The 17,214-nt window shown below is 73.7% G+C and carries 20 protein-coding genes; 16 read left to right on the forward strand and 4 right to left on the reverse strand.

The window, feature by feature from the left end; translation table 11 throughout:
* Positions 1 to 95: 95 nt before the first annotated feature.
* From ACZCLJ_RS16460 to ACZCLJ_RS16495, 8 genes are all read left to right on the forward strand, one after another.
* Positions 96 to 953, forward strand: a complete 858-nt coding sequence (locus ACZCLJ_RS16460) for a formate/nitrite transporter family protein (protein ID WP_463104535.1) — start codon at positions 96 to 98, stop codon at positions 951 to 953.
* Positions 954 to 1,202: 249 nt separating this feature from the next.
* Positions 1,203 to 1,649, forward strand: coding sequence for a hypothetical protein (locus tag ACZCLJ_RS16465; protein ID WP_251150014.1), 447 nt, complete (start codon positions 1,203 to 1,205; stop codon positions 1,647 to 1,649).
* The gene (locus ACZCLJ_RS16470; RefSeq protein WP_463104536.1) at positions 1,633 to 2,730 is read left to right on the forward strand and encodes a fatty acid desaturase family protein; all 1,098 of its coding nucleotides are present in this window, start codon (positions 1,633 to 1,635) and stop codon (positions 2,728 to 2,730) included. The genes ACZCLJ_RS16465 and ACZCLJ_RS16470 overlap by 17 nt, the downstream gene beginning before the upstream one ends.
* A gap of 134 nt (positions 2,731 to 2,864) precedes the next feature.
* Positions 2,865 to 3,221: a LapA family protein gene (locus tag ACZCLJ_RS16475; protein ID WP_251150016.1), complete on the forward strand. Its 357-nt coding sequence runs from the start codon at positions 2,865 to 2,867 to the stop codon at positions 3,219 to 3,221.
* A gap of 166 nt (positions 3,222 to 3,387) precedes the next feature.
* Positions 3,388 to 4,710: an aspartate kinase gene (locus tag ACZCLJ_RS16480; protein WP_251150017.1), complete on the forward strand. Its 1,323-nt coding sequence runs from the start codon at positions 3,388 to 3,390 to the stop codon at positions 4,708 to 4,710.
* Positions 4,711 to 4,734: 24 nt separating this feature from the next.
* Positions 4,735 to 5,862 (forward strand): aspartate-semialdehyde dehydrogenase, encoded by a 1,128-nt coding sequence (locus ACZCLJ_RS16485; RefSeq protein ID WP_463104537.1) that lies wholly within the window; start codon positions 4,735 to 4,737, stop codon positions 5,860 to 5,862.
* 114 nt (positions 5,863 to 5,976) lie between these two features.
* The gene (locus ACZCLJ_RS16490) at positions 5,977 to 6,321 is read left to right on the forward strand and encodes a ribbon-helix-helix domain-containing protein (protein ID WP_463104538.1); all 345 of its coding nucleotides are present in this window, start codon (positions 5,977 to 5,979) and stop codon (positions 6,319 to 6,321) included.
* The gene (locus tag ACZCLJ_RS16495; RefSeq protein ID WP_463104539.1) at positions 6,308 to 6,658 is read left to right on the forward strand and encodes a type II toxin-antitoxin system PemK/MazF family toxin; all 351 of its coding nucleotides are present in this window, start codon (positions 6,308 to 6,310) and stop codon (positions 6,656 to 6,658) included. The genes ACZCLJ_RS16490 and ACZCLJ_RS16495 overlap by 14 nt, the downstream gene beginning before the upstream one ends.
* 4 nt (positions 6,659 to 6,662) lie before the next feature.
* On the opposite strand, the gene ACZCLJ_RS16500 is transcribed toward ACZCLJ_RS16495, so the two are convergent.
* Positions 6,663 to 7,349: a hypothetical protein gene (locus ACZCLJ_RS16500; protein WP_463104540.1), complete on the reverse strand. Its 687-nt coding sequence runs from the start codon at positions 7,347 to 7,349 to the stop codon at positions 6,663 to 6,665.
* A gap of 238 nt (positions 7,350 to 7,587) precedes the next feature.
* Here ACZCLJ_RS16500 and ACZCLJ_RS16505 point away from each other — a divergent pair, with 238 nt between their 5' ends.
* The 6 genes from ACZCLJ_RS16505 to ACZCLJ_RS16530 all read left to right on the forward strand — a co-directional run bounded on the left by ACZCLJ_RS16505 (position 7,588) and on the right by ACZCLJ_RS16530 (position 12,636).
* Positions 7,588 to 7,989 carry a GntR family transcriptional regulator gene (locus ACZCLJ_RS16505; RefSeq protein WP_463104541.1) on the forward strand — a complete coding sequence of 134 codons (402 nt, stop codon included), beginning with the start codon at positions 7,588 to 7,590 and terminating at the stop codon, positions 7,987 to 7,989.
* A 4-nt stretch (positions 7,990 to 7,993) separates the two neighbouring features.
* Positions 7,994 to 8,953, forward strand: coding sequence for an ATP-binding cassette domain-containing protein (locus ACZCLJ_RS16510; protein ID WP_251150022.1), 960 nt, complete (start codon positions 7,994 to 7,996; stop codon positions 8,951 to 8,953).
* Positions 8,950 to 9,762 carry a hypothetical protein gene (locus tag ACZCLJ_RS16515; RefSeq protein ID WP_463104542.1) on the forward strand — a complete coding sequence of 271 codons (813 nt, stop codon included), beginning with the start codon at positions 8,950 to 8,952 and terminating at the stop codon, positions 9,760 to 9,762. Before ACZCLJ_RS16510 ends, ACZCLJ_RS16515 begins: the two co-directional genes overlap by 4 nt.
* 88 nt (positions 9,763 to 9,850) lie before the next feature.
* The gene (locus tag ACZCLJ_RS16520) at positions 9,851 to 10,966 is read left to right on the forward strand and encodes an ABC transporter ATP-binding protein (RefSeq protein WP_463104543.1); all 1,116 of its coding nucleotides are present in this window, start codon (positions 9,851 to 9,853) and stop codon (positions 10,964 to 10,966) included.
* Complete coding sequence (locus tag ACZCLJ_RS16525; RefSeq protein WP_463104544.1) at positions 10,963 to 11,769, forward strand: ABC transporter permease; 807 nt, start codon at positions 10,963 to 10,965, stop codon at positions 11,767 to 11,769. Before ACZCLJ_RS16520 ends, ACZCLJ_RS16525 begins: the two co-directional genes overlap by 4 nt.
* A 132-nt stretch (positions 11,770 to 11,901) precedes the next feature.
* The gene (locus ACZCLJ_RS16530; protein WP_463104545.1) at positions 11,902 to 12,636 is read left to right on the forward strand and encodes a glutamine amidotransferase; all 735 of its coding nucleotides are present in this window, start codon (positions 11,902 to 11,904) and stop codon (positions 12,634 to 12,636) included.
* Positions 12,637 to 12,673: 37 nt separating this feature from the next.
* Here the strand turns inward: ACZCLJ_RS16530 and ACZCLJ_RS16535 are convergent, their stop codons facing one another.
* Positions 12,674 to 13,624 (reverse strand): sulfite exporter TauE/SafE family protein, encoded by a 951-nt coding sequence (locus ACZCLJ_RS16535; protein WP_463104546.1) that lies wholly within the window; start codon positions 13,622 to 13,624, stop codon positions 12,674 to 12,676.
* A gap of 167 nt (positions 13,625 to 13,791) precedes the next feature.
* Entirely contained in the window at positions 13,792 to 14,250 is a 459-nt protein-coding gene (locus ACZCLJ_RS16540) for an RrF2 family transcriptional regulator (RefSeq protein ID WP_251150028.1), read from the reverse strand.
* Between the two features lie 135 nt (positions 14,251 to 14,385).
* Here ACZCLJ_RS16540 and ACZCLJ_RS16545 point away from each other — a divergent pair, with 135 nt between their 5' ends.
* Complete coding sequence (locus tag ACZCLJ_RS16545) at positions 14,386 to 15,186, forward strand: alpha/beta fold hydrolase (RefSeq protein ID WP_251150029.1); 801 nt, start codon at positions 14,386 to 14,388, stop codon at positions 15,184 to 15,186.
* The gene (locus ACZCLJ_RS16550) at positions 15,186 to 16,718 is read left to right on the forward strand and encodes a SpoIIE family protein phosphatase (RefSeq protein WP_463104547.1); all 1,533 of its coding nucleotides are present in this window, start codon (positions 15,186 to 15,188) and stop codon (positions 16,716 to 16,718) included. The genes ACZCLJ_RS16545 and ACZCLJ_RS16550 overlap by 1 nt, the downstream gene beginning before the upstream one ends.
* Here ACZCLJ_RS16550 and ACZCLJ_RS16555 read toward each other — a convergent pair.
* Positions 16,692 to 17,189: an NUDIX domain-containing protein gene (locus tag ACZCLJ_RS16555; protein WP_463104548.1), complete on the reverse strand. Its 498-nt coding sequence runs from the start codon at positions 17,187 to 17,189 to the stop codon at positions 16,692 to 16,694. The two genes, ACZCLJ_RS16550 and ACZCLJ_RS16555, sit on opposite strands and share 27 nt — an antisense overlap.
* Between the last annotated feature and the right edge of the window lie 25 nt (positions 17,190 to 17,214).

Genomic DNA, 17,214 nt, shown 5'->3' on the forward strand with positions numbered 1-17,214 from the left:
CCGCGCGCGACCACGGTCCCGCGCGCGACCTCGGTCCCGCTCCCGACCGACCAGGGACCCTGTCGGGTGCCGCGGGCACCCGCGAGGATCGAGTCGTGCAGACCCTCGCCCAGGCGTTGACCCTCCAGTCCGACGCGGCCCGGGCCAAGGTCGCCGCCGCCCGGCACCCGGGTCGCTACCTCGTCGCGTCGGCGCTCGCGGGCGCCTACGTCGGGGTCGGCGTCGTGCTCATGGTGGCCACGGCCGGACCGTTCCTCGCCGCCGGCGCGCCGGCCGAGCGGCTCGTCGCAGGTTCCGTCTTCGCGGCGGCGCTGACCCTCGTCGTGCTCGCCGGCGCCGAGCTCGCGACGTCGGCGATGATGATCCTCGCGCAGGGCGTCGCGACGCGCACGGTCCGGCTCGGTCCCGCGATCGGGACGCTGACGTCCTGTCTCGCCGGGAACCTCGCCGGCTCGATGGCGTTCGCCTGGCTCGTGGTGCAGTCGGGCGTCCTGCGCACGAACGCCGCCGCGGGCGACATGGTCGCCACGATGCTCACCGCCAAGGCGCACGAGACCGGACCCGAGCTCCTCGCGCGCGGCATCCTGTGCAACGTCCTCGTGTGCGCCGCGATCTGGGCGTGCGGCCGGCTGGACTCCGAGGCGGGCAGGGCGATCGTGATCTTCTGGGCCGTCCTCGCGTTCATCGCGTCGGGCTTCGAGCACGTGGTGGCCAACATGACGACGTTCTCGCTCGGCCTCTTCACGGGCGAGGGCTGGACGACGTGGGCCGACTTCGGGCGCAACGTCGCCTGGGTGGGCGTCGGCAACCTCGTCGGCGGCGCGGTCGTCGTCGGCCTGGGGTACGCCGTCGTCGCGGGCGGCGACCGGGCCGGGAGAGCGGTTCCTCGCGGGCCGTCGCCCGGTGCGGTGCCGACCTCTCCGGTCCGTCCCGCGCGCAGCGCACGGGTGTAGTGTCGAGAACGTGGTTGATCGCCGGATCGGCCCACGCGAGGCCGATCGAACCAGTTCTCGCCCGCACCGCGACGACCCTGTCGCGGAGGACGACGGGTCGGACGCGCGGTGGGACGACGACGGTGGTTCCGAACCCGACCTGGAGGACGAGTCCCCGATCTCCTTGACTGGGACGCCTGGCGCCTCACCGCACGCTGAGTCAGCGGCGGATGCGAGCCGGCGAGCCGGCTCCGATGATCGGACGACGCCATGACCGCCACGACCGCCCTGTCCTTCGACCAGGTCGACGAGAGCACGCTGCACCTGCGCGGCGTCCTCGACACCATGCTGCCGCGCGAGCTCGGCACCGACGACGCGCCCGACGTCTACACCGTCTCGGCGGTCTTCTCGCGCCGGGTCTCGGGGCAGGAGCAGGGGCTCATCGAGCTGCCCGCCGTCACGGAGCTGCTGGCCGACCGGGGCTATCCCGGGATCCGGCTCACGGTCGAGGACCGCCGCCTCGTCATCGCGAACACGAACCTGGCGATGCTCGAGGCCGGGCTGGCGCGGGAGATCGCGGCCGTGCTCCGCGACGTCGCGACGACGATCGCGACCGAGCGCACCCGCCGGGCCGACGAGCTCGCCGGGTGGCGCGCCACCGAGGTCCAGCGCGCTGCCACGGTCAAGACCGAGTCCGATCGTGTCCGCTTCGAGTGACCGGCCGACGGCGACCGGACCCGCGCCGCGCACGAGCGCGGCGACCCGCTCCGTAGCGCGCGACTACTCGGTCCTCGCGAAGATCGTCCGCGAGTCCGGGCTGCTCCGCCGCCGGTACACGTACTACTGGGTGCGGATGATCCTCACGCTCGCCGCGCTCGTCGGCGTCTGGACCGCGATCGTGGTCGTGGGCGACTCGTGGTGGCAGCTCGCCCTCGCCGCCGCGCTCTCGCTCGTCCTCGCCCAGCTCGCGTTCCTCGGGCACGACAGCGCGCACCGGCAGATCTTCCGCTCCCGGGCGTGGAACGACTGGACGGCGCGCGTCCTGGCGAACGGGCTCGTCGGGCTGAGCCACGCGTGGTGGACGGCCAAGCACGACGCCCACCACGCAGCCCCCAACCAGGAGGGCCACGACCCGGACATCAAGCCGGGCGTCATCGCCTTCACGCCCGCCGTCCTCGCCGGCCGCCGCGGCTGGCGCGGGTGGCTCGCCCGCCGGCAGGGCTGGTACTTCTTCCCGCTGCTCGCCCTCGAAGGACTCCACCTGCACGTCTCGAGCGTGCGGTCCGTCCTCCGCCGTGGCCGCGTGCCGCACCGGGGCGTGGAGGTCCCGGTCCTGCTGGCCCGGCTCGTCCTGTACCTGGTGGCCCTCGGCCTGCTGCTGCCTCCGGCCGTCGCCGGCGCGTTCCTCGCGGTGCAGCTCGTCGTGTTCGGCATCCTCCTCGGCGGCGCGTTCGCACCGAACCACAAGGGGATGCCCATCGTCCCGGCCACCGCGGACGTCGACTTCCTGCGCCGGCAGGTGCTCATGTCGCGCAACATCCGCGGGAACGCGGTCGTGGACCTCCTCATGGGAGGGCTCAACCGGCAGGTCGAGCACCACCTGTTCCCCAGCATGCCGCGCCCCAACCTCAAGCGGGTCCAGCCCCTCGTCCGCGAGTACTGCTCCCAGCTCGGCGTGACGTACACGGAGGTGGGGTTCTTCGCGTCCTACCGGATCGTCGTCGGCTATCTCAACGACGTGCAGGGCCGCGCACGCGACCCGTTCACGTGCCCCCTCGCCGCCGACCTCGGCCGCTAGCGGTCCGGCGGACGTCCAGGCGATCCACGGCGGCTCCCAGGAGTCCTCCCAGGAAGCGCGCGTACGATCAGGACATCCGCGGCGAACGTGCCCCTCCTGAGGCGCGCGGGCCCGGAACCCCGGAGGAGGCCGTCATGGCCACCACCCCGCTCACCCCCGCGACCAACGGTCATCCCGGCGGCTACCGCCACGACCGCGCCGACCGGTCCCGCGAGACCGGGATCGAGAACGGGCAGGCGAAGGCCCCACGCAGCCGTGCCGGCGCCACCTGGGTCGGCATCTGCATCGCCGCCCTCGTCCTCGTCGCCCTCATCGTCTTCATGCTCCAGAACACCCAGCCCGTCGTCGTGTCGTTCCTCGGCATGCAGGGCTCCGTCCCGCTCGCGCTCGCCCTCCTCATCGCGGGGGTCGGCGTGGGCGTCGTCGCGCTGGTCGTCGGGACTGTGCGCATCAGCCAGCTCCGCCGACGGCTGTCGCGCACCACCGCCTGACCGTCGGCCGACCGGAGCCGTGTCCCGGCGGCCGCGCCGGGCGCGCCGGACCGGATGGCGGGACGGACTTGGCCCCGGCCCGGGCCGCGTGCCTATCATCGAGCGTCCCACAAGCACCCGGCGGGCCGTTGAGAGAGACGGAGGCCGGCGACAGACGGAGCAGCACGTGGCACTTGTCGTGCAAAAGTATGGCGGATCGTCGGTATCCGACGCCGAGAGCATCAAGCGGGTGGCCAAGCGCATCGCCGAGGCGAAGCGGGCCGGTAACGACGTCGTGGTCGTCGTCTCCGCCATGGGAGACACGACGGACGAGCTCATCGACCTCGCGCAGCAGGTCACCCCCCTCCCGCCGCAGCGCGAGATGGACATCCTCCTCACGGCGGGCGAGCGCATCTCGATGTCGCTGCTCGCGATGGCGATCACCAACCTCGGCGTCCGCGCCAAGTCGTTCACCGGCCAGCAGGCCGGCGTGATCACCGACGCCGTGCACGGCAAGGCGCGCATCGTCGACGTAGTGCCGCACCGCATCCGCGAGACGATCGAGAAGGGCCAGGTCGCGATCGTCGCGGGCTTCCAGGGCGTCACGGAGTCGACCAACGACGTCACGACGCTCGGCCGCGGCGGCTCGGACACGACCGCCGTCGCGCTGGCCGCGGGCCTCGACGCCGACGTGTGCGAGATCTACACCGACGTCGACGGCGTGTTCACGGCCGACCCGCGCATCGTCCCGAGCGCGCGCAAGATCGACCGCATCACGTACGAGGAGATGCTCGAGATGGCGGCGAGCGGGGCCAAGGTGCTCGCGCTGCGCTGCGTCGAGTACGGCCGTCGGTACGGCGTGCCGATCCACGTCCGCTCGTCGTTCTCCGGCAAGGAGGGCACGTTCGTCAGCGCCGACGCGTACACCGCCCGGCACCCCGCACCCACCCCCGGAACCAGCTCTGCCGACATCCCCGAGGAGACCGTCATGGAAGCCCCGATCATCTCCGGCGTCGCGCACGACCGCAGCGAGGCCAAGATCACGGTCGTCGGCGTGCCCGACGTCCCGGGCACGGCCGCCCGGATCTTCGAGGTCGTCGCGGGCTCGGGCGTGAACATCGACATGATCGTGCAGAACGTGTCGGCCGCGCGCACCGGGCTGACCGACATCTCGTTCTCGTTGCCCGAGGGGGACGGGCCGGCCGCGATGTCTGCGCTCAGCGCGCTGCAGGCGGAGATCGGCTTCGGCTCGCTCCAGTTCGACGACCAGATCGGCAAGCTCTCGCTCGTCGGCGCGGGCATGAAGTCGCACCCCGGCGTCTCGGCGAAGCTGTTCGGCGCGCTGCGCGACGCGGGCGTCAACATCGAGATGATCTCGACCTCGGAGATCCGGATCTCCGTCGTCACGCGCGAGGACTCGCTGGACGACGCCGTGCGCGCCGTGCACACCGCGTTCGAGCTCGACACCGCCGACGGCGAGGCCGTCGTCTACGCCGGCACCGGCCGCTGACCCGAGGGACGAGAGGAACCGATCATGAGCATCCAGAACGCCTCTGCCTCGGCAGGTCTGAACGTCGCCGTCGTCGGCGCGACCGGGCAGGTCGGCGCGGTCATGCGCCGCCTGCTCGACGAGCGCGACGTCCCCGTGGCGAGCGTCCGCTACTTCGCGTCCGCGCGCTCCGCGGGCTCGACCCTGCCGTGGCGCGGCTCCGACGTCGTGGTGGAGGACGTCGCCGCGACGTCGACCGACGACCTGCGCGGGATCGACGTCGCGCTGTTCTCCGCGGGCGGCGCGACGTCGAGGGCCCACGCCGAGCGCTTCGCCGCGGCGGGCGCCGTCGTCATCGACAACTCCTCCGCGTGGCGCATGGACCCCGACGTCCCGCTCGTCGTCTCCGAGGTCAACCCGGCGGCGCTGCGCGAGGCGCGCAAGGGCATCGTCGCGAACCCGAACTGCACGACGATGGCCGCGATGCCCGTCCTCAAGCCGCTCGCCGACGAGGCGGGGCTCGAGCGCCTGATCGTCGCGACCTACCAGGCCGTCTCCGGCGCCGGGCTCGCCGGTGCCGAGGAGCTCCGGGCGCAGGCCGTGGCGGGTGCCGCCGCGGACGGCGAGGGCGCGGGGCTCACCGGCCTCGTGCACGACGGCTCCGCCGTCGCCCTCCCGGCGCCGTCGGCCTTCCCCCGCAACGTCGCGTTCAACGTCGTCCCGCTCGCCGGGTCGATCGTCGACGACGGCCTCGAGGAGACGGACGAGGAGAAGAAGCTCCGCAACGAGTCGCGCAAGATCCTCGGCCTGCCCGAGCTCGCCGTCGCCGGGACCTGCGTGCGCGTGCCGGTGTTCACCGGCCACTCGCTCGCGATCCACGCCGAGTTCGGCACGGCGATCACTCCCGACCGGGCCCGCGAGATCCTCGCGGAGGCCCCCGGCGTCGCGCTGTCGGACGTGCCGAACCCGCTCGAGGCGGCCGGCAAGGACCCGTCGTTCGTGGGCCGCATCCGCACGGACCAGTCCGTCCCGGGCGGCCGCGGGCTCGTCCTGTTCGTGTCGAACGACAACCTGCGCAAGGGCGCGGCGCTCAACGCCGTGCAGCTCGCCGAGCTCGTCGCGGCGGACCTCGACGGCGTCCGCGCCGCCTTCGCCCCCGCCCTGGCGAGGTAGCACCGCAGTCCCCGCAGCAGGACCTCGGTCGGCCCAGGTGTTCGCTGGGCCGACCGAGCCGTACGGCAGCTCGCTAGGCAGGATCGGGTCGCCAGGCCGCGATGACGCCGAGTCGTGCTTCCGGTCGCCGGTGGACGTCGGGCCCAGGCCATCGAGCACCGCACGGTGGGCACGCCTGCTCTGCAGGTCGCGCCGCCCTTGTCCTACCGCAGTAGGATCAACGGTATGAAGGTGAGTGTGAGTCTGCCGGAGCGTGACATCGAGTTCCTGGACGAGTACGCCGCCGAGCAGGGCCTGGAATCCAGGTCTGCCGCGTTCCACGCCGCGATCAAGGCGCTTCGCGAACGTGACCTGCAGGACGAGTACGCGCTCGCGATCGATGAGTGGTACTCGTCGGGCGATGCCGAGGCCTGGGACGCCACCGTCGCCGACGGGCTCGAGCCCGATGCGCCGCGGTGAGGTCTGGTACGCGGATCTCGAGCCGGTGCGGGGTGCCGAGTCGAACAAGGTCCGGCCGGTCGTCATCGTCTCGACGGATGCGCACAACGCCGTGGCGCAACGGCTCGGCAGGGGCGTGCTCACCGTCGTCCCGCTCACGAGCAACGTCCGGCGCGTCCTGACGTTCCAGGTGCTCGTCGAGGCCGACTCGGCCGGGTTGGGGGTCGACTCGAAGGCTCAGGCGGAGCAGGTGCGTGCGCTGGACCTGTCTCGGCTCGTGAACCGTGCCGGTCGGCTCAGCGTGGAGCAGTCCGCGGCGCTCGACGAGGCTCTGCTCGTCCACCTCGGCCTCGCCTGACCGACTACGTCGGCCGACGCGTGCCGAGCGTCGGCGCAAGGACCCACAGCGCGACCGCCGCGAGCACGTGCCACACGGCGTGGCCCTGCAGCGTGACGCCCAGCGGTCCGTCGGTGTCGCACAGCGGCCAGCCGGCGCGGGTCAGCGTCCCGATCGTCCCGCCCAGGGCGAGGAGCACGAGGGCGGTGACCGTGCGCCGTCGGACGGCAGGTCGGCGCCTCGCCCGCACGACGCTCGCTGCCACCGCGAGCACCGCCACGACCACCTGCGCCGCGGTCGACGCCGGGACGCTCACCGCGGCGAGCGCGACGCCGGCGAGCGTCGGCGCGAGCCACCACCACGTGCGCATCCGGCGTCCGGTGAGGTCGGCGACGGCGTCCGCCGCGACGAGTGCGAGCGTGCCGAGCAGCGGCGGGTCGTGCGCCACGGGGTTCCACGACGGCGACGGCCCGTGCTGGACGACCGAGCCCACGCCGATCAGGACGACCAGCACGCCGAAGGTGAGCCGCACGCGTCGGGCGGCCGCGTCGTCGGGCACGGACGGCGTGGTGCTGCCCGACCGCGCGTGGCGGCGGGCGCGGACCGTCGCCTCGACGACCGCCGCTCCCGCGACGACGAACGCGAGGCTCGTCCACGTGCTGAGCGGCTCGGCCCACGGCGTCCCGCCGGCGAGCTCGCACGCTCTGTCCATGCTGCCTCCCCGCGAGCCTCGACTCCACACCAGCGCACCACCTCGCGCAACCGGGGTGCTACCTCGCGCAACCAGCGCACTACCTCGCGCAACCGGGTTATTACCTCACGCGACTGGGGTGCTGCTTCGCCGGAATCCGGTACTCCCTGGAAATGAGGGTTGCGCCGCGAGGTGGGTCTGTGGTTCATTAGTCAAGTAATGAACCACTGAACACGCGAACCAGGAGAGGATGGGCGCCATGTTCGACGGTCCGGAACCCATCTACCTCCAGATCGCCCAGATGATCCGGGCGCAGGTCCTCGCGGGCGAGACGGCAGAGGAGGAGCAGGTCATGTCGACGACGGAGTTCGCGACGACGTTCCGCATCAACCCTGCGACCGCGGCCAAGGCGTTCGCGCTGCTCGTCGACGAGGGCGTGCTCTACAAGCGGCGCGGTCTCGGCATGTTCGTCGCCCCCGGGGCGCGCGACCGTCTGCTGCAGAGCCACCGCGAGAGCTTCTTCGCCGAGGTCCTCGACCCGGCCCTGGTCCAGGCCGACCTGCTCGACATCCCCACGGCCGAGATCGTGGCCCACGTCCTCGGCCGCCAGCGCCGTGACGACGGCCCTTCCGACCACCCGACCCACGACACCCCGAGGTGACCCCGTGACCGCCCGGCCCAGCTCCACCCCGAGCGCCGCCCCGACCGTCCCCGAGCCCTTCGGCGTCGAGCTGCGCGACGTCGTCGTCCGCTACGGGCGGTCCGACGACCTCGCGCTCGACGGTGCCACCCTGACGATCCGGCCCGGGACGATCACCGGCCTGCTCGGCCGCAACGGCGCCGGCAAGACGACGCTCGCCGCGCTCCTCGCCGCGTTCCGCCGACCGACCTCGGGCAGCGTGCGCCTCGGGTCCGACGCCGAGCTCGAGGACCCGTTCGAGAACCCCTGGACCACCATGCACACCCAGCTCGTCCGCGAGAGCGGCGACGTGTGGGGCGACAGCAAGGCGAAGGACACGCTCGACTACTACGCCGCGCTCCGACCGCACTGGGACGCGGACCTCGCCGGCCGGCTCCTCGACGAGTTCGAGATCTCGCCCCGCAAGCACCCGGACCAGATGTCGCGGGGCAAGCGCTCGGCCCTCGGCGCGGTGATCGGCCTCGCGTCGCGCGCACCGCTGACGATCTTCGACGAGGTCTACCTCGGCATGGACGCCCCGAGCCGGTACGCGTTCTACGACGCGCTCCTCGCGGACTACGCCGAGCACCCGCGCACGATCGTCCTCTCGAGCCACCTGATCGACGAGGTCGAGCGGCTCTTCGAGGACGTCGTCGTCATCGACCGCGGGAAGGTGCTGCTCGCCGAGCCCGCCGAGGACGTCCGCGGGCGGGGCGTCAGCCTCACGGGGCCCACCGAGCTTGTCGACCGGTTCGTCGACGGGCGCGAGGTGCTCGCCCGGCAGCGCCTCGGCGGCACCGCCCAGGTCACCCTCTTCGGCACGTTCGGCGCCGACGAGCGGGCGGCGGCGACGGGGGCCGGCCTCGAGGTCGGGAGCGTGCCCGTGCAGGACCTGTTCGTCCACCTGACCCGACGACCCGGGTCCGACCGGGAGGAGGCACGATGAGCACCGAGACCCACCCGGCGCCCTCGGCGGACCGCGCGGCGCAGCGCGCCGCCCTGGTGGCCGCGGCGCACCGTCGCGGCGTCCGCGCGACGGCCGAGTACGCCGTCGGCGCGACGTGGGTCATCGGCCTGTGGTTCTGGGTGATCGCCCTCCTCATCGGCGGCATCATCCTGTTCGTCATGCAGCGCGCCGGCGACGTGGAGATCACGGCGGTCGGCGGCCCGGCGGAGTCGGCGCCCTACTTCCTGCTCGTCATGGGGATCGTCATGCCCCTGGCGATGATCGCGCTGCACGTCGCGGCGGGCGGGACCCGTCGGTCGTTCGTCCACGGCCTCGTCGTCTCCGGCGTCGTGATCGGCGCGACCTTCGGCCTCGCGGCCGCCGCGGTCGCGTGGGTCACGTGGTGGGCGGCGGACCGGTACGGCTGGCCGACCGAGCCGGAGATCGACCGTCTCTACGCCGACGGCTCGCAGCTCGGGCTGGTCTTCCTCGTGCAGTCCGTGTTCTGCGCGGTCTACTTCCTCGTGGGGGCCGTTGTGGCGCTGGGCTACTACCGGGCGGGGTTCTGGCGCGGCACCGGCGTCGCGCTCCTCTCGCTCGTCCCGCTCGCAGTCGCCGAGCTCACCCTGCAGTCGGGCTGGTTCGGCCGGGCGCTGGCCGGCGCGGTCGGCCTGCCCGTGCTCCCCGTGTGGGGTGCTGCGCTCGGCGGCCTCGCGGCCGTCGCGCTCGCTGCGCTCCTTCTCCGCGCCGTCCTGCGGGACGTCGCCATCCGGCCGGTCGAGTTCGCCCGGAGCGTCACGACGGGCTGAACCGCACTCCCGGCACACCCCGAGCACGACCTCGTCCGACGGCGCTCCCGCCGCTCGGCGGGTCCCGCACACCCTCCCGGAGGTTCGCATGACCACCGCACCACGCCCGGCGGCCGCTGCCGCCACGGCCGCCGCCACGAGCTCGCCCGACGCCGTCGCCCCCGTCATCGAGGTCCGGCACCTGCGCAAGACGTACCCGGGCCCGAAGGGCTCGGCAGCGCGCAAGGTCGCCGTCGAGGACGTGAGCTTCTCCGTCGCGCCGGGGGAGATCTTCGGCATCCTCGGCCCGAACGGGGCCGGCAAGACCACCACCGTCGAGTGCCTCGCCGGCCTGCGCGAGGCCGACGGCGGCTCCGTACGCGTCCTCGGCGTCGACCCGCAGACCCACCCGGAGCGGGTCCGCGACGCCCTCGGGATCCAGCTCCAGGAGTCGGCGCTCAACGAGAGGATCACCGTCGCCGAGGCGATGCGCCTCTTCGCGTCGTTCTACGAGGCGCCCGCCGACGCCGACGAGCTGCTCGAGCTGCTCGAGCTCGCGGAGCACCGCGGCGTCGCGTACGCGAAGCTGTCGGGCGGTCAGAAGCAGCGACTGTCGATCGCGCTCGCGCTCGTGGGGAACCCGCGCGTCGCGATCCTCGACGAGCTGACGACCGGTCTCGACCCGCAGGCCCGGCGCACCACCTGGGACCTCGTGGAGCGCGTGCGCGCCCGTGGCGTGACGGTTCTTCTCGTCACGCACTTCATGGACGAGGCGGAGCGCCTGTGCGACCGGCTCGTCGTCATCGACCGCGGACGCGTCGTCGCCTCGGGGAGCCCGGCCGAGCTGATCGACGCGCTCGACGACTCGCGGACGATGCGGCTCCGCGTCCCGGCCGTCGACCACGACGTCACGCTGCACACGCTCGCCGGTCTCGCCGACGTCGAGCGCATCGAGGTGATCGACGCCGTGCGCCCGGCTGACCGCGAGATCGAGGTGCGCGGATCGCGCCGGGTGCTGCCCGCCGTCGTCCTCGCGCTCGCCGAGCACGACATCGTGCCCGACGACGTCCGCACCGTCTCCCGGTCCCTCGAGGACGTCTTCGTGGCCGTGACCGGCCGCACGTACGACCCCACCGCGGCTGCCGCCCCCACCGCTGCTGCCCTCACCGCCGACCCCGCGGCCACGACCGCCGTCGGTGCCCACCGCGAAGGAGCCTCCCGATGACCACCGCGACCCTCTCCCCGTCGTTGCCGACGACCCGCGTCGCCGGGTGGCGCGGCTTCGGCACCCTCCTGACGACCGAGGCGCGGCTCTGGCTGCGCGACCCCGGGAGCGTGTTCTTCTCGCTCGCGTTCCCGACCGTCCTGCTCGTGGGCGTGGGCTTCGCGATCCCCGGCATGCGCGAGCCGATCGAGGGGATGGGCGCACCGTGGGACGGTCTCACCGCGATCGCCACGTACGTCCCGGTGGTGCTCGCCGCGGCGGTCGCGACGCCTGCCCTCACGACGATGCCCGTCTACTTCGCGACCTTCCGCGAGAAGGGCCTGCTGCGACGGCTGTCCACGACGCCGATGCGCCCGCAGGGCATCGTCGTCGCGCACCTCGTCATCAACCTCGTCGCGATCTTCGCCGCGGCCGCGGTCTCGCTCGTCGTCTGCCAGCTCGTGTTCGGCCTCGCCGCGCCCCGCCACCTCGGGACGGTCCTGCTGGCCTTCCTGCTCACCGTCCTGTCGATGCTCTCGCTCGGGACGCTCGTGGCGGCGCGGGCGCCCAAGGCGAGCACCGCCTCGGCGGTCGGCACGCTGATCTACTTCCCGATGCTGTTCCTGTCGGGGATGTGGACGCCGGGCCCGATCATGCCCGACGCCCTGCGCGAGGTCGGGCAGTACACGCCCCTCGGGGCGGCGTCCCAGGCGCTCACCGAGGGCTGGTTCGCGGACGGGTTCCCCACGCTGCAGATCGTAGTCATGGCGGTGTGGACCGCCGTCCTGCTCCCGCTGGCGATCAAGCTCTTCCGCTGGACGTGACGCTCGCGCAGCGTGCCGAACCCCGGGTCGTGTCCCGATCGACGAGCTGATCGGGACACAACCCGGGGTTCGGCACCGCGATCGGCCGCCCCTCGGGCGGCGAGCGCCGCCGGCCGTGCCTAGCGTGGCGGCATGCGGCCCTTCCTGCTCCTCGCGTCCCGGGCCGAGGACGTCGCGGCCGACGGCGAGCACGACGCCGTGCTCCGCTTCTCGGGCCTGCGCCCGGGCGAGCTGCACCGTGTGCGCATGGAGGCGGGGCCGCTCCCACCGCTCGACCTCGACGACTACTCGGGCGTGATCGTCGGCGGCAGCCCGTTCGACTCGTCGAGGCCGGAGACCGAGAAGTCCGCCGTCCAGCGCCGCGTCGAGCGCGAGCTCGCGCCGCTGCTCGACGAGATCGTCGACCGGGACGTCCCGTTCCTCGGCGCGTGCTACGGCGTCGGGACGCTCGGGATGCACCAGGGCGCGGTCCTCGACGACACGTACGCCGAGCCGATCTCGCCGGTGACGGTCCGGCTGACGCCCGAGGGCCGTGCCGACCCGTTGCTCGCCGACCTGCCGGACGCGTTCGAGGCGTACGTCGGGCACAAGGAGGCCGTGCGGGAGCTGCCGCCGCACGCGGTGCTGCTCGCGTCGTCGGACTCGTGCCCCGTGCAGATGTTCCGCATCAAGGAGAACCTCTACGCGACGCAGTTCCACCCCGAGCTCGACCTCGACGGCATCCTCACGCGCATCGGCGTGTACCAGGGCTACGGCTACTTCCCGCCGGGTGCCGCCGGAGAGGTCGAGGCGGTGGTGCGGCGCGGCGACGTCCGGTTCCCGGGGAGGATCCTCGCGTCCTTCGTGCGGCGGTACGCCCGGGACTGAGCCGGCGTCGAGCGGTGGTCGTGGCGTCCCGCGGTGGTCAGCGCCCGGTCGGCTGCTCCGCGCCCGCGAGCGCGCCGGTACCGACGGCGTCGTCGGCGAGCGCCTCGGCCTCCGCCGCGAGGGCCTTCGCGCGGCGGTGCTCGCGGACCGACCAGGCGACGGCCGCGGCCCAGACGACGGCGACGAGGCCGAGGACGACGCCCTGGACGGCGCCGCTCGCGTCCACCCAGTCGGAGCGCAGGAGCGTGCGGACGTTCGTCAGGACGATGACGCCGCCGACGGCCGACCCGAGGATGCGCGGCGGCAGGTGCCGCACGAGCCAGGCGGCGATCGGCGCGGCGACGAGACCGCCGAGCAGCAGGGCGAGCACCCACGTGGGGTCGATGCCCTGCGTGCCGAGCGAGAGGAGGAAGCCGAGCGACGCGGCGACGGCGACGAGGAACTCGCTCGTGTCGATCGAGCCGATGACCTTGCGGGGCTCGATGCGCCCCGAGGCGAGCAGCGCGGGCGTCCCGACCGGGCCCCAGCCACCGCCGCCCGTCGCGTCGACGAACCCGGCGACCAGCCCGAGCGGACCGAGGAAGCGCTTGCGCAGCGGCAGGCCCAGACGGCCCGTGGGCAGCCCGGCGACGGTGAACCGCGCGAGAACGTAGAGCCCGAGCGCGAGGAGGAGCAGCGACATCACCGGGGCGGCGACGTCGGTGGAGAGGCTCGAGAGGAACGTGGCCCCGGCGAACGCGCCGACCGCGCCCGGCACGCCGATGCGCAGCACGACCTTCCAGTCGACGTTCCCGAAGCGCCAGTGCGCGGCGCCCGAGGCGAGCGTCGTGCCGATCTCGGCGAGGTGGATCGTCGCCGAGGCGGCGGCCGGGTTGGTCCCGATGGCGAGGAGGAGGGTCGTGGACGTCACGCCGTAGGCCATGCCGAGGCTGCCGTCGACGAGCTGCGCGCCGAGGCCCACGAGGGCGAGCAGGATGAGGGTCCGCACCGCAGTCCTCCGTGGTCGGTCGGCCGGGCAGCGCCCGAGGTCTCCGACAAGGTTGACCGAGGAGGTCCAGTATGTGAAGCGCCGACCACATCGTGGTCGAGTGTTAACGGGTCGTCCGGGGCGGTGCCGTCGGTGCCGTCAGTGCCGTCAGCGCCGCGGGTGTCGTGTCACGGGTTCTCCCACGCGTCGGCGCGCGCCGCGAGAGCGTGGACGCCGTCGGGCAGGTCGCGGCGCACGACGTCCGCGATCGTGACGCGGTCGAGGACGTCGCGCACGCTCGCGCGCAGCGCCACCCAGACCTCCAGCAGCGCCGCCGCCGACCCCTCGTACTCGAGGCTCGGCGGACGCTCGTCGCGCACGGTGACGAGCGGGCCGTCGACGGCCCGGAATACGTCGGCGAGCGTGACCTCCGTCGCGGGCCGGGCGAGCCGGTGCCCGCCCGAACGACCACGGACGCTCGCGACGATGCCGGCGCGTCGCAGGTCGCCGAGGATCCGTTCGAGGAAGCTCACGGGCAGGCCCTGACCGGCCGCGAGGTCCTCCGCCCGCACGGGGTCGCCGTGCGGGGACGCCGCGAGCTCGGCGCACGCCCGCACCGCATAGTCTGCCTTCGCCGAGACACGCATGAGGCCATTGTGCCGTGGGTCGCACCGCTCCCGGGCGGGCGCGACGACGACCTGCCGGTCCGCCACGGTCCGCGATCCGATCTCACCCGGTCGGGCCGCTGCTCCGGGGCCCGTGGACGGCCTACGCTGTGACCCGTGGACGTGCGTGAACGCAACAACGTGCGGGTCGTGGGCACGCCGGGCGCGCCCACGATCGTGTTCGCGCACGGGTTCGGGTGCGACCAGTCGATGTGGCGCTTCGTCGCCCCGGTCTTCGCCGCGGACCACCGCGTGGTCCTCTTCGACCACTCGGGCTGCGGCGCGGCGCACCCGACCTCCTTCGACCCCGTGCGGCACGCCGACCTGAGGGGGTACGCGGCCGACGTCGTCGAGGTCGTCGAGGCCGTCGCGGACGAGCCGGTGATCTTCGTCGGCCACTCGGTGAGCTCGATCATCGGGCTGCTCGCCGCGGCCGACCGACCGGACCTGTTCGACCGTCTCGTGCTCGTCGGCCCGAGTCCTCGCTACATCGACGACGAGGGCTACCGCGGCGGTTTCAGCGCCGCCGAGATCGACGAGCTGCTCGAGACGATGGACGCGAACTACCTCGACTGGACCCAGGCGATGGCACCGGTCATCGTGGGCAACCCGGACCGTCCGGCGCTCGGCGACGAGCTCGCGGAGGTGTTCCGCCGCAACGACCCGGCCGTCGCACGCCAGTTCGCCCGCGTGACGTTCCTCGGCGACAACCGCGCGGACCTCGCGCGGGTGCGCACGCGCAGCCTCGTCGTGCAGAGCCGTGAGGACGCCATCGCGCCGCCGGAGGTCGGGCGCTACGTGCACGAGCACCTGCCGGGGAGCGACCTCGTCGTCATCGACGCCGTCGGCCACTGCCCGAACCTCTCGCACCCGACCGCGCTCGTGGGCGCGATGCGGGACTGGCTCGGGACACCCTGATGCCGAGGTCGCGGGCCGAGCGGTGGATGCTCGCGCCTGTCGCCTTGGCGCTCCTCGACGCCGACGCCCGGATCGTCGACGCGAACGACGAGCTGCTCCGCCTCCTCGACGTGCCCGACGTCGACGCGGTCGCGGGGCGACGCGTGGGCGACCTCCTCACCGTCGGCGGCCGCATCTACTGGGAGACGCATCTCGAGCCCCGGCTGCACGAGGCCGGCAGGGTGGACGAGGTCGCCGTCGAGCTGCGCACGCCGGGCGGACGGGAGCCCGTCCTGCTCACGGCGATCGAGCGCGACTGCCACGGCGAGCGCCTCGTCGACGTCGCGATGCTCGGCGCGCGCGAGCGCTCGCGCTTCGAGCACGAGCTCGTCGGTGCACGCCGCGCGGCCGAGGCGGCGGAGCGCCAGGTGCGGTTGCTGCACGGCACCGCCGCCGAGCTCGCGAGCGCCGCAGGGGTCGACGGCGTGGCGCGGGTCCTGCTGCGGGTCGCGGGGGCCCTGCTCGGCGCCCGGAGCGCGGCGCTGTGGGTCGCGCGCGACGGCGGTCCGTTGCGCCGCTGGGGGGAGGGCGACGAGGTCGAGCCGCCGACGGTCGACGAGATCGCCGAGACCACCACGCGCCCGGACGGGAAGGTCGTCGTGCCCCTGCGGACGGCCGGGGCGCTGCTCGGGGTGCTGGTCCTGACGCCCCGCGACGCGCCGGGGGCGGAACCCCTGGACCCCGCCACGCTCGCCGCCGCGGGCCAGGTCGCGGCGCTCGCGCTCGCACGGGCGCACATGCACGAGCAGAGCGTCTCGGTCGCGTCGGAGCTGCAGCGCGCGATGCTCGCGGACGGGATCGTGCACGACCCGCGCGTCCAGGTCCTCGCGCGCTACCGACCGGGCGTCGACGACCTCCAGGTCGGCGGCGACTGGTACGACACGTTCCGCGTCACGCCCGACACCCTGGCGCTCTCGGTGGGGGACGTCGTCGGTCGCGGCCTCGCCGCGGCGACGGCCATGGGCCAGCTCCGCACGGCCGCCCGCGCGGCCGCGGACGCGGAGCTGGGGCCGGTGCAGGTCGTCGAGCGGCTCGACCGGTTCGTCGACCGCACGGGCACCGGCTTCATGACGAGTCTCGTGTACGCGGAGCTGGACCTGGTCGAGGGGGTCCTGCGGTACTCGTGCGCCGGTCACCTGCCCCCGCTGCACGTGCGGCCCGACGGCGACGCGACCTACCTGTGGAACGCGCGGTCGACCCCGCTCGGGGTACGTGCCCCGACCCCACGGGCGGCGGACTCGCTGCGCCTGGCGCCCGGCGACCTCGTCGTGCTCTACACCGACGGCGTGGTCGAGCGGCGTGACCGCTCGCTCGAGAGCGGGCTGGACGAGCTCGCGGAGATCGTCACGAACGCGTTCGCCGCCGGTCTGACCGGCGAGGAGGTCCTGGCCGCCCTCGTCGCCCAGGCCCCCGAGCACGACGACGCGTGCCTTCTCGCGGTGCGCTGGCTCGGCCCCGGCACGGGCTCAGCGGACGAAGAACGGCCCGTCTGACGGCTTCGCGAGCCAGTCCGTCGCGTGTCCGAGGCGCTGGACCGACGAGCGGGCGACGTCGGCCGGGAGCGCGTCCGGGGCGAACCAGCCGACGGCGAGGGACTCGTCGTCGGCGACGTGCGCGGCCGCGGCCGCAGCCGGGGACGTCGGCCGGCACAGGAACGCGAGGTCCAGGTACTGCGACCGGTCCCCGTTCGGGTACTGCACCGGTTCGGTCACGGTCACCGCGACGAGCGCCTCGACGACGACCTCCACCCCTGTCTCCTCGAGCACCTCGCGCGCCAGGCCGACCGCCGGGTCCTCGCCCGGCTCGAGGATCCCGCTGATCACGGCCCACTGCCCGCTGTCCGCGCGCTGCCCCAGCAGCACCCGTCCGTCGTCGTCCACGACGACCGCCGACACCCCCGGCATCCACAGGAGGTCGGTCCCGACACGGGACCGGAGGGCGGTGACGAACTCGGGGATCGGCATGGCCCGAGCCTAGGACGTCCGCGTG

This window comes from Cellulosimicrobium sp. So1_17 (assembly GCF_055181235.1).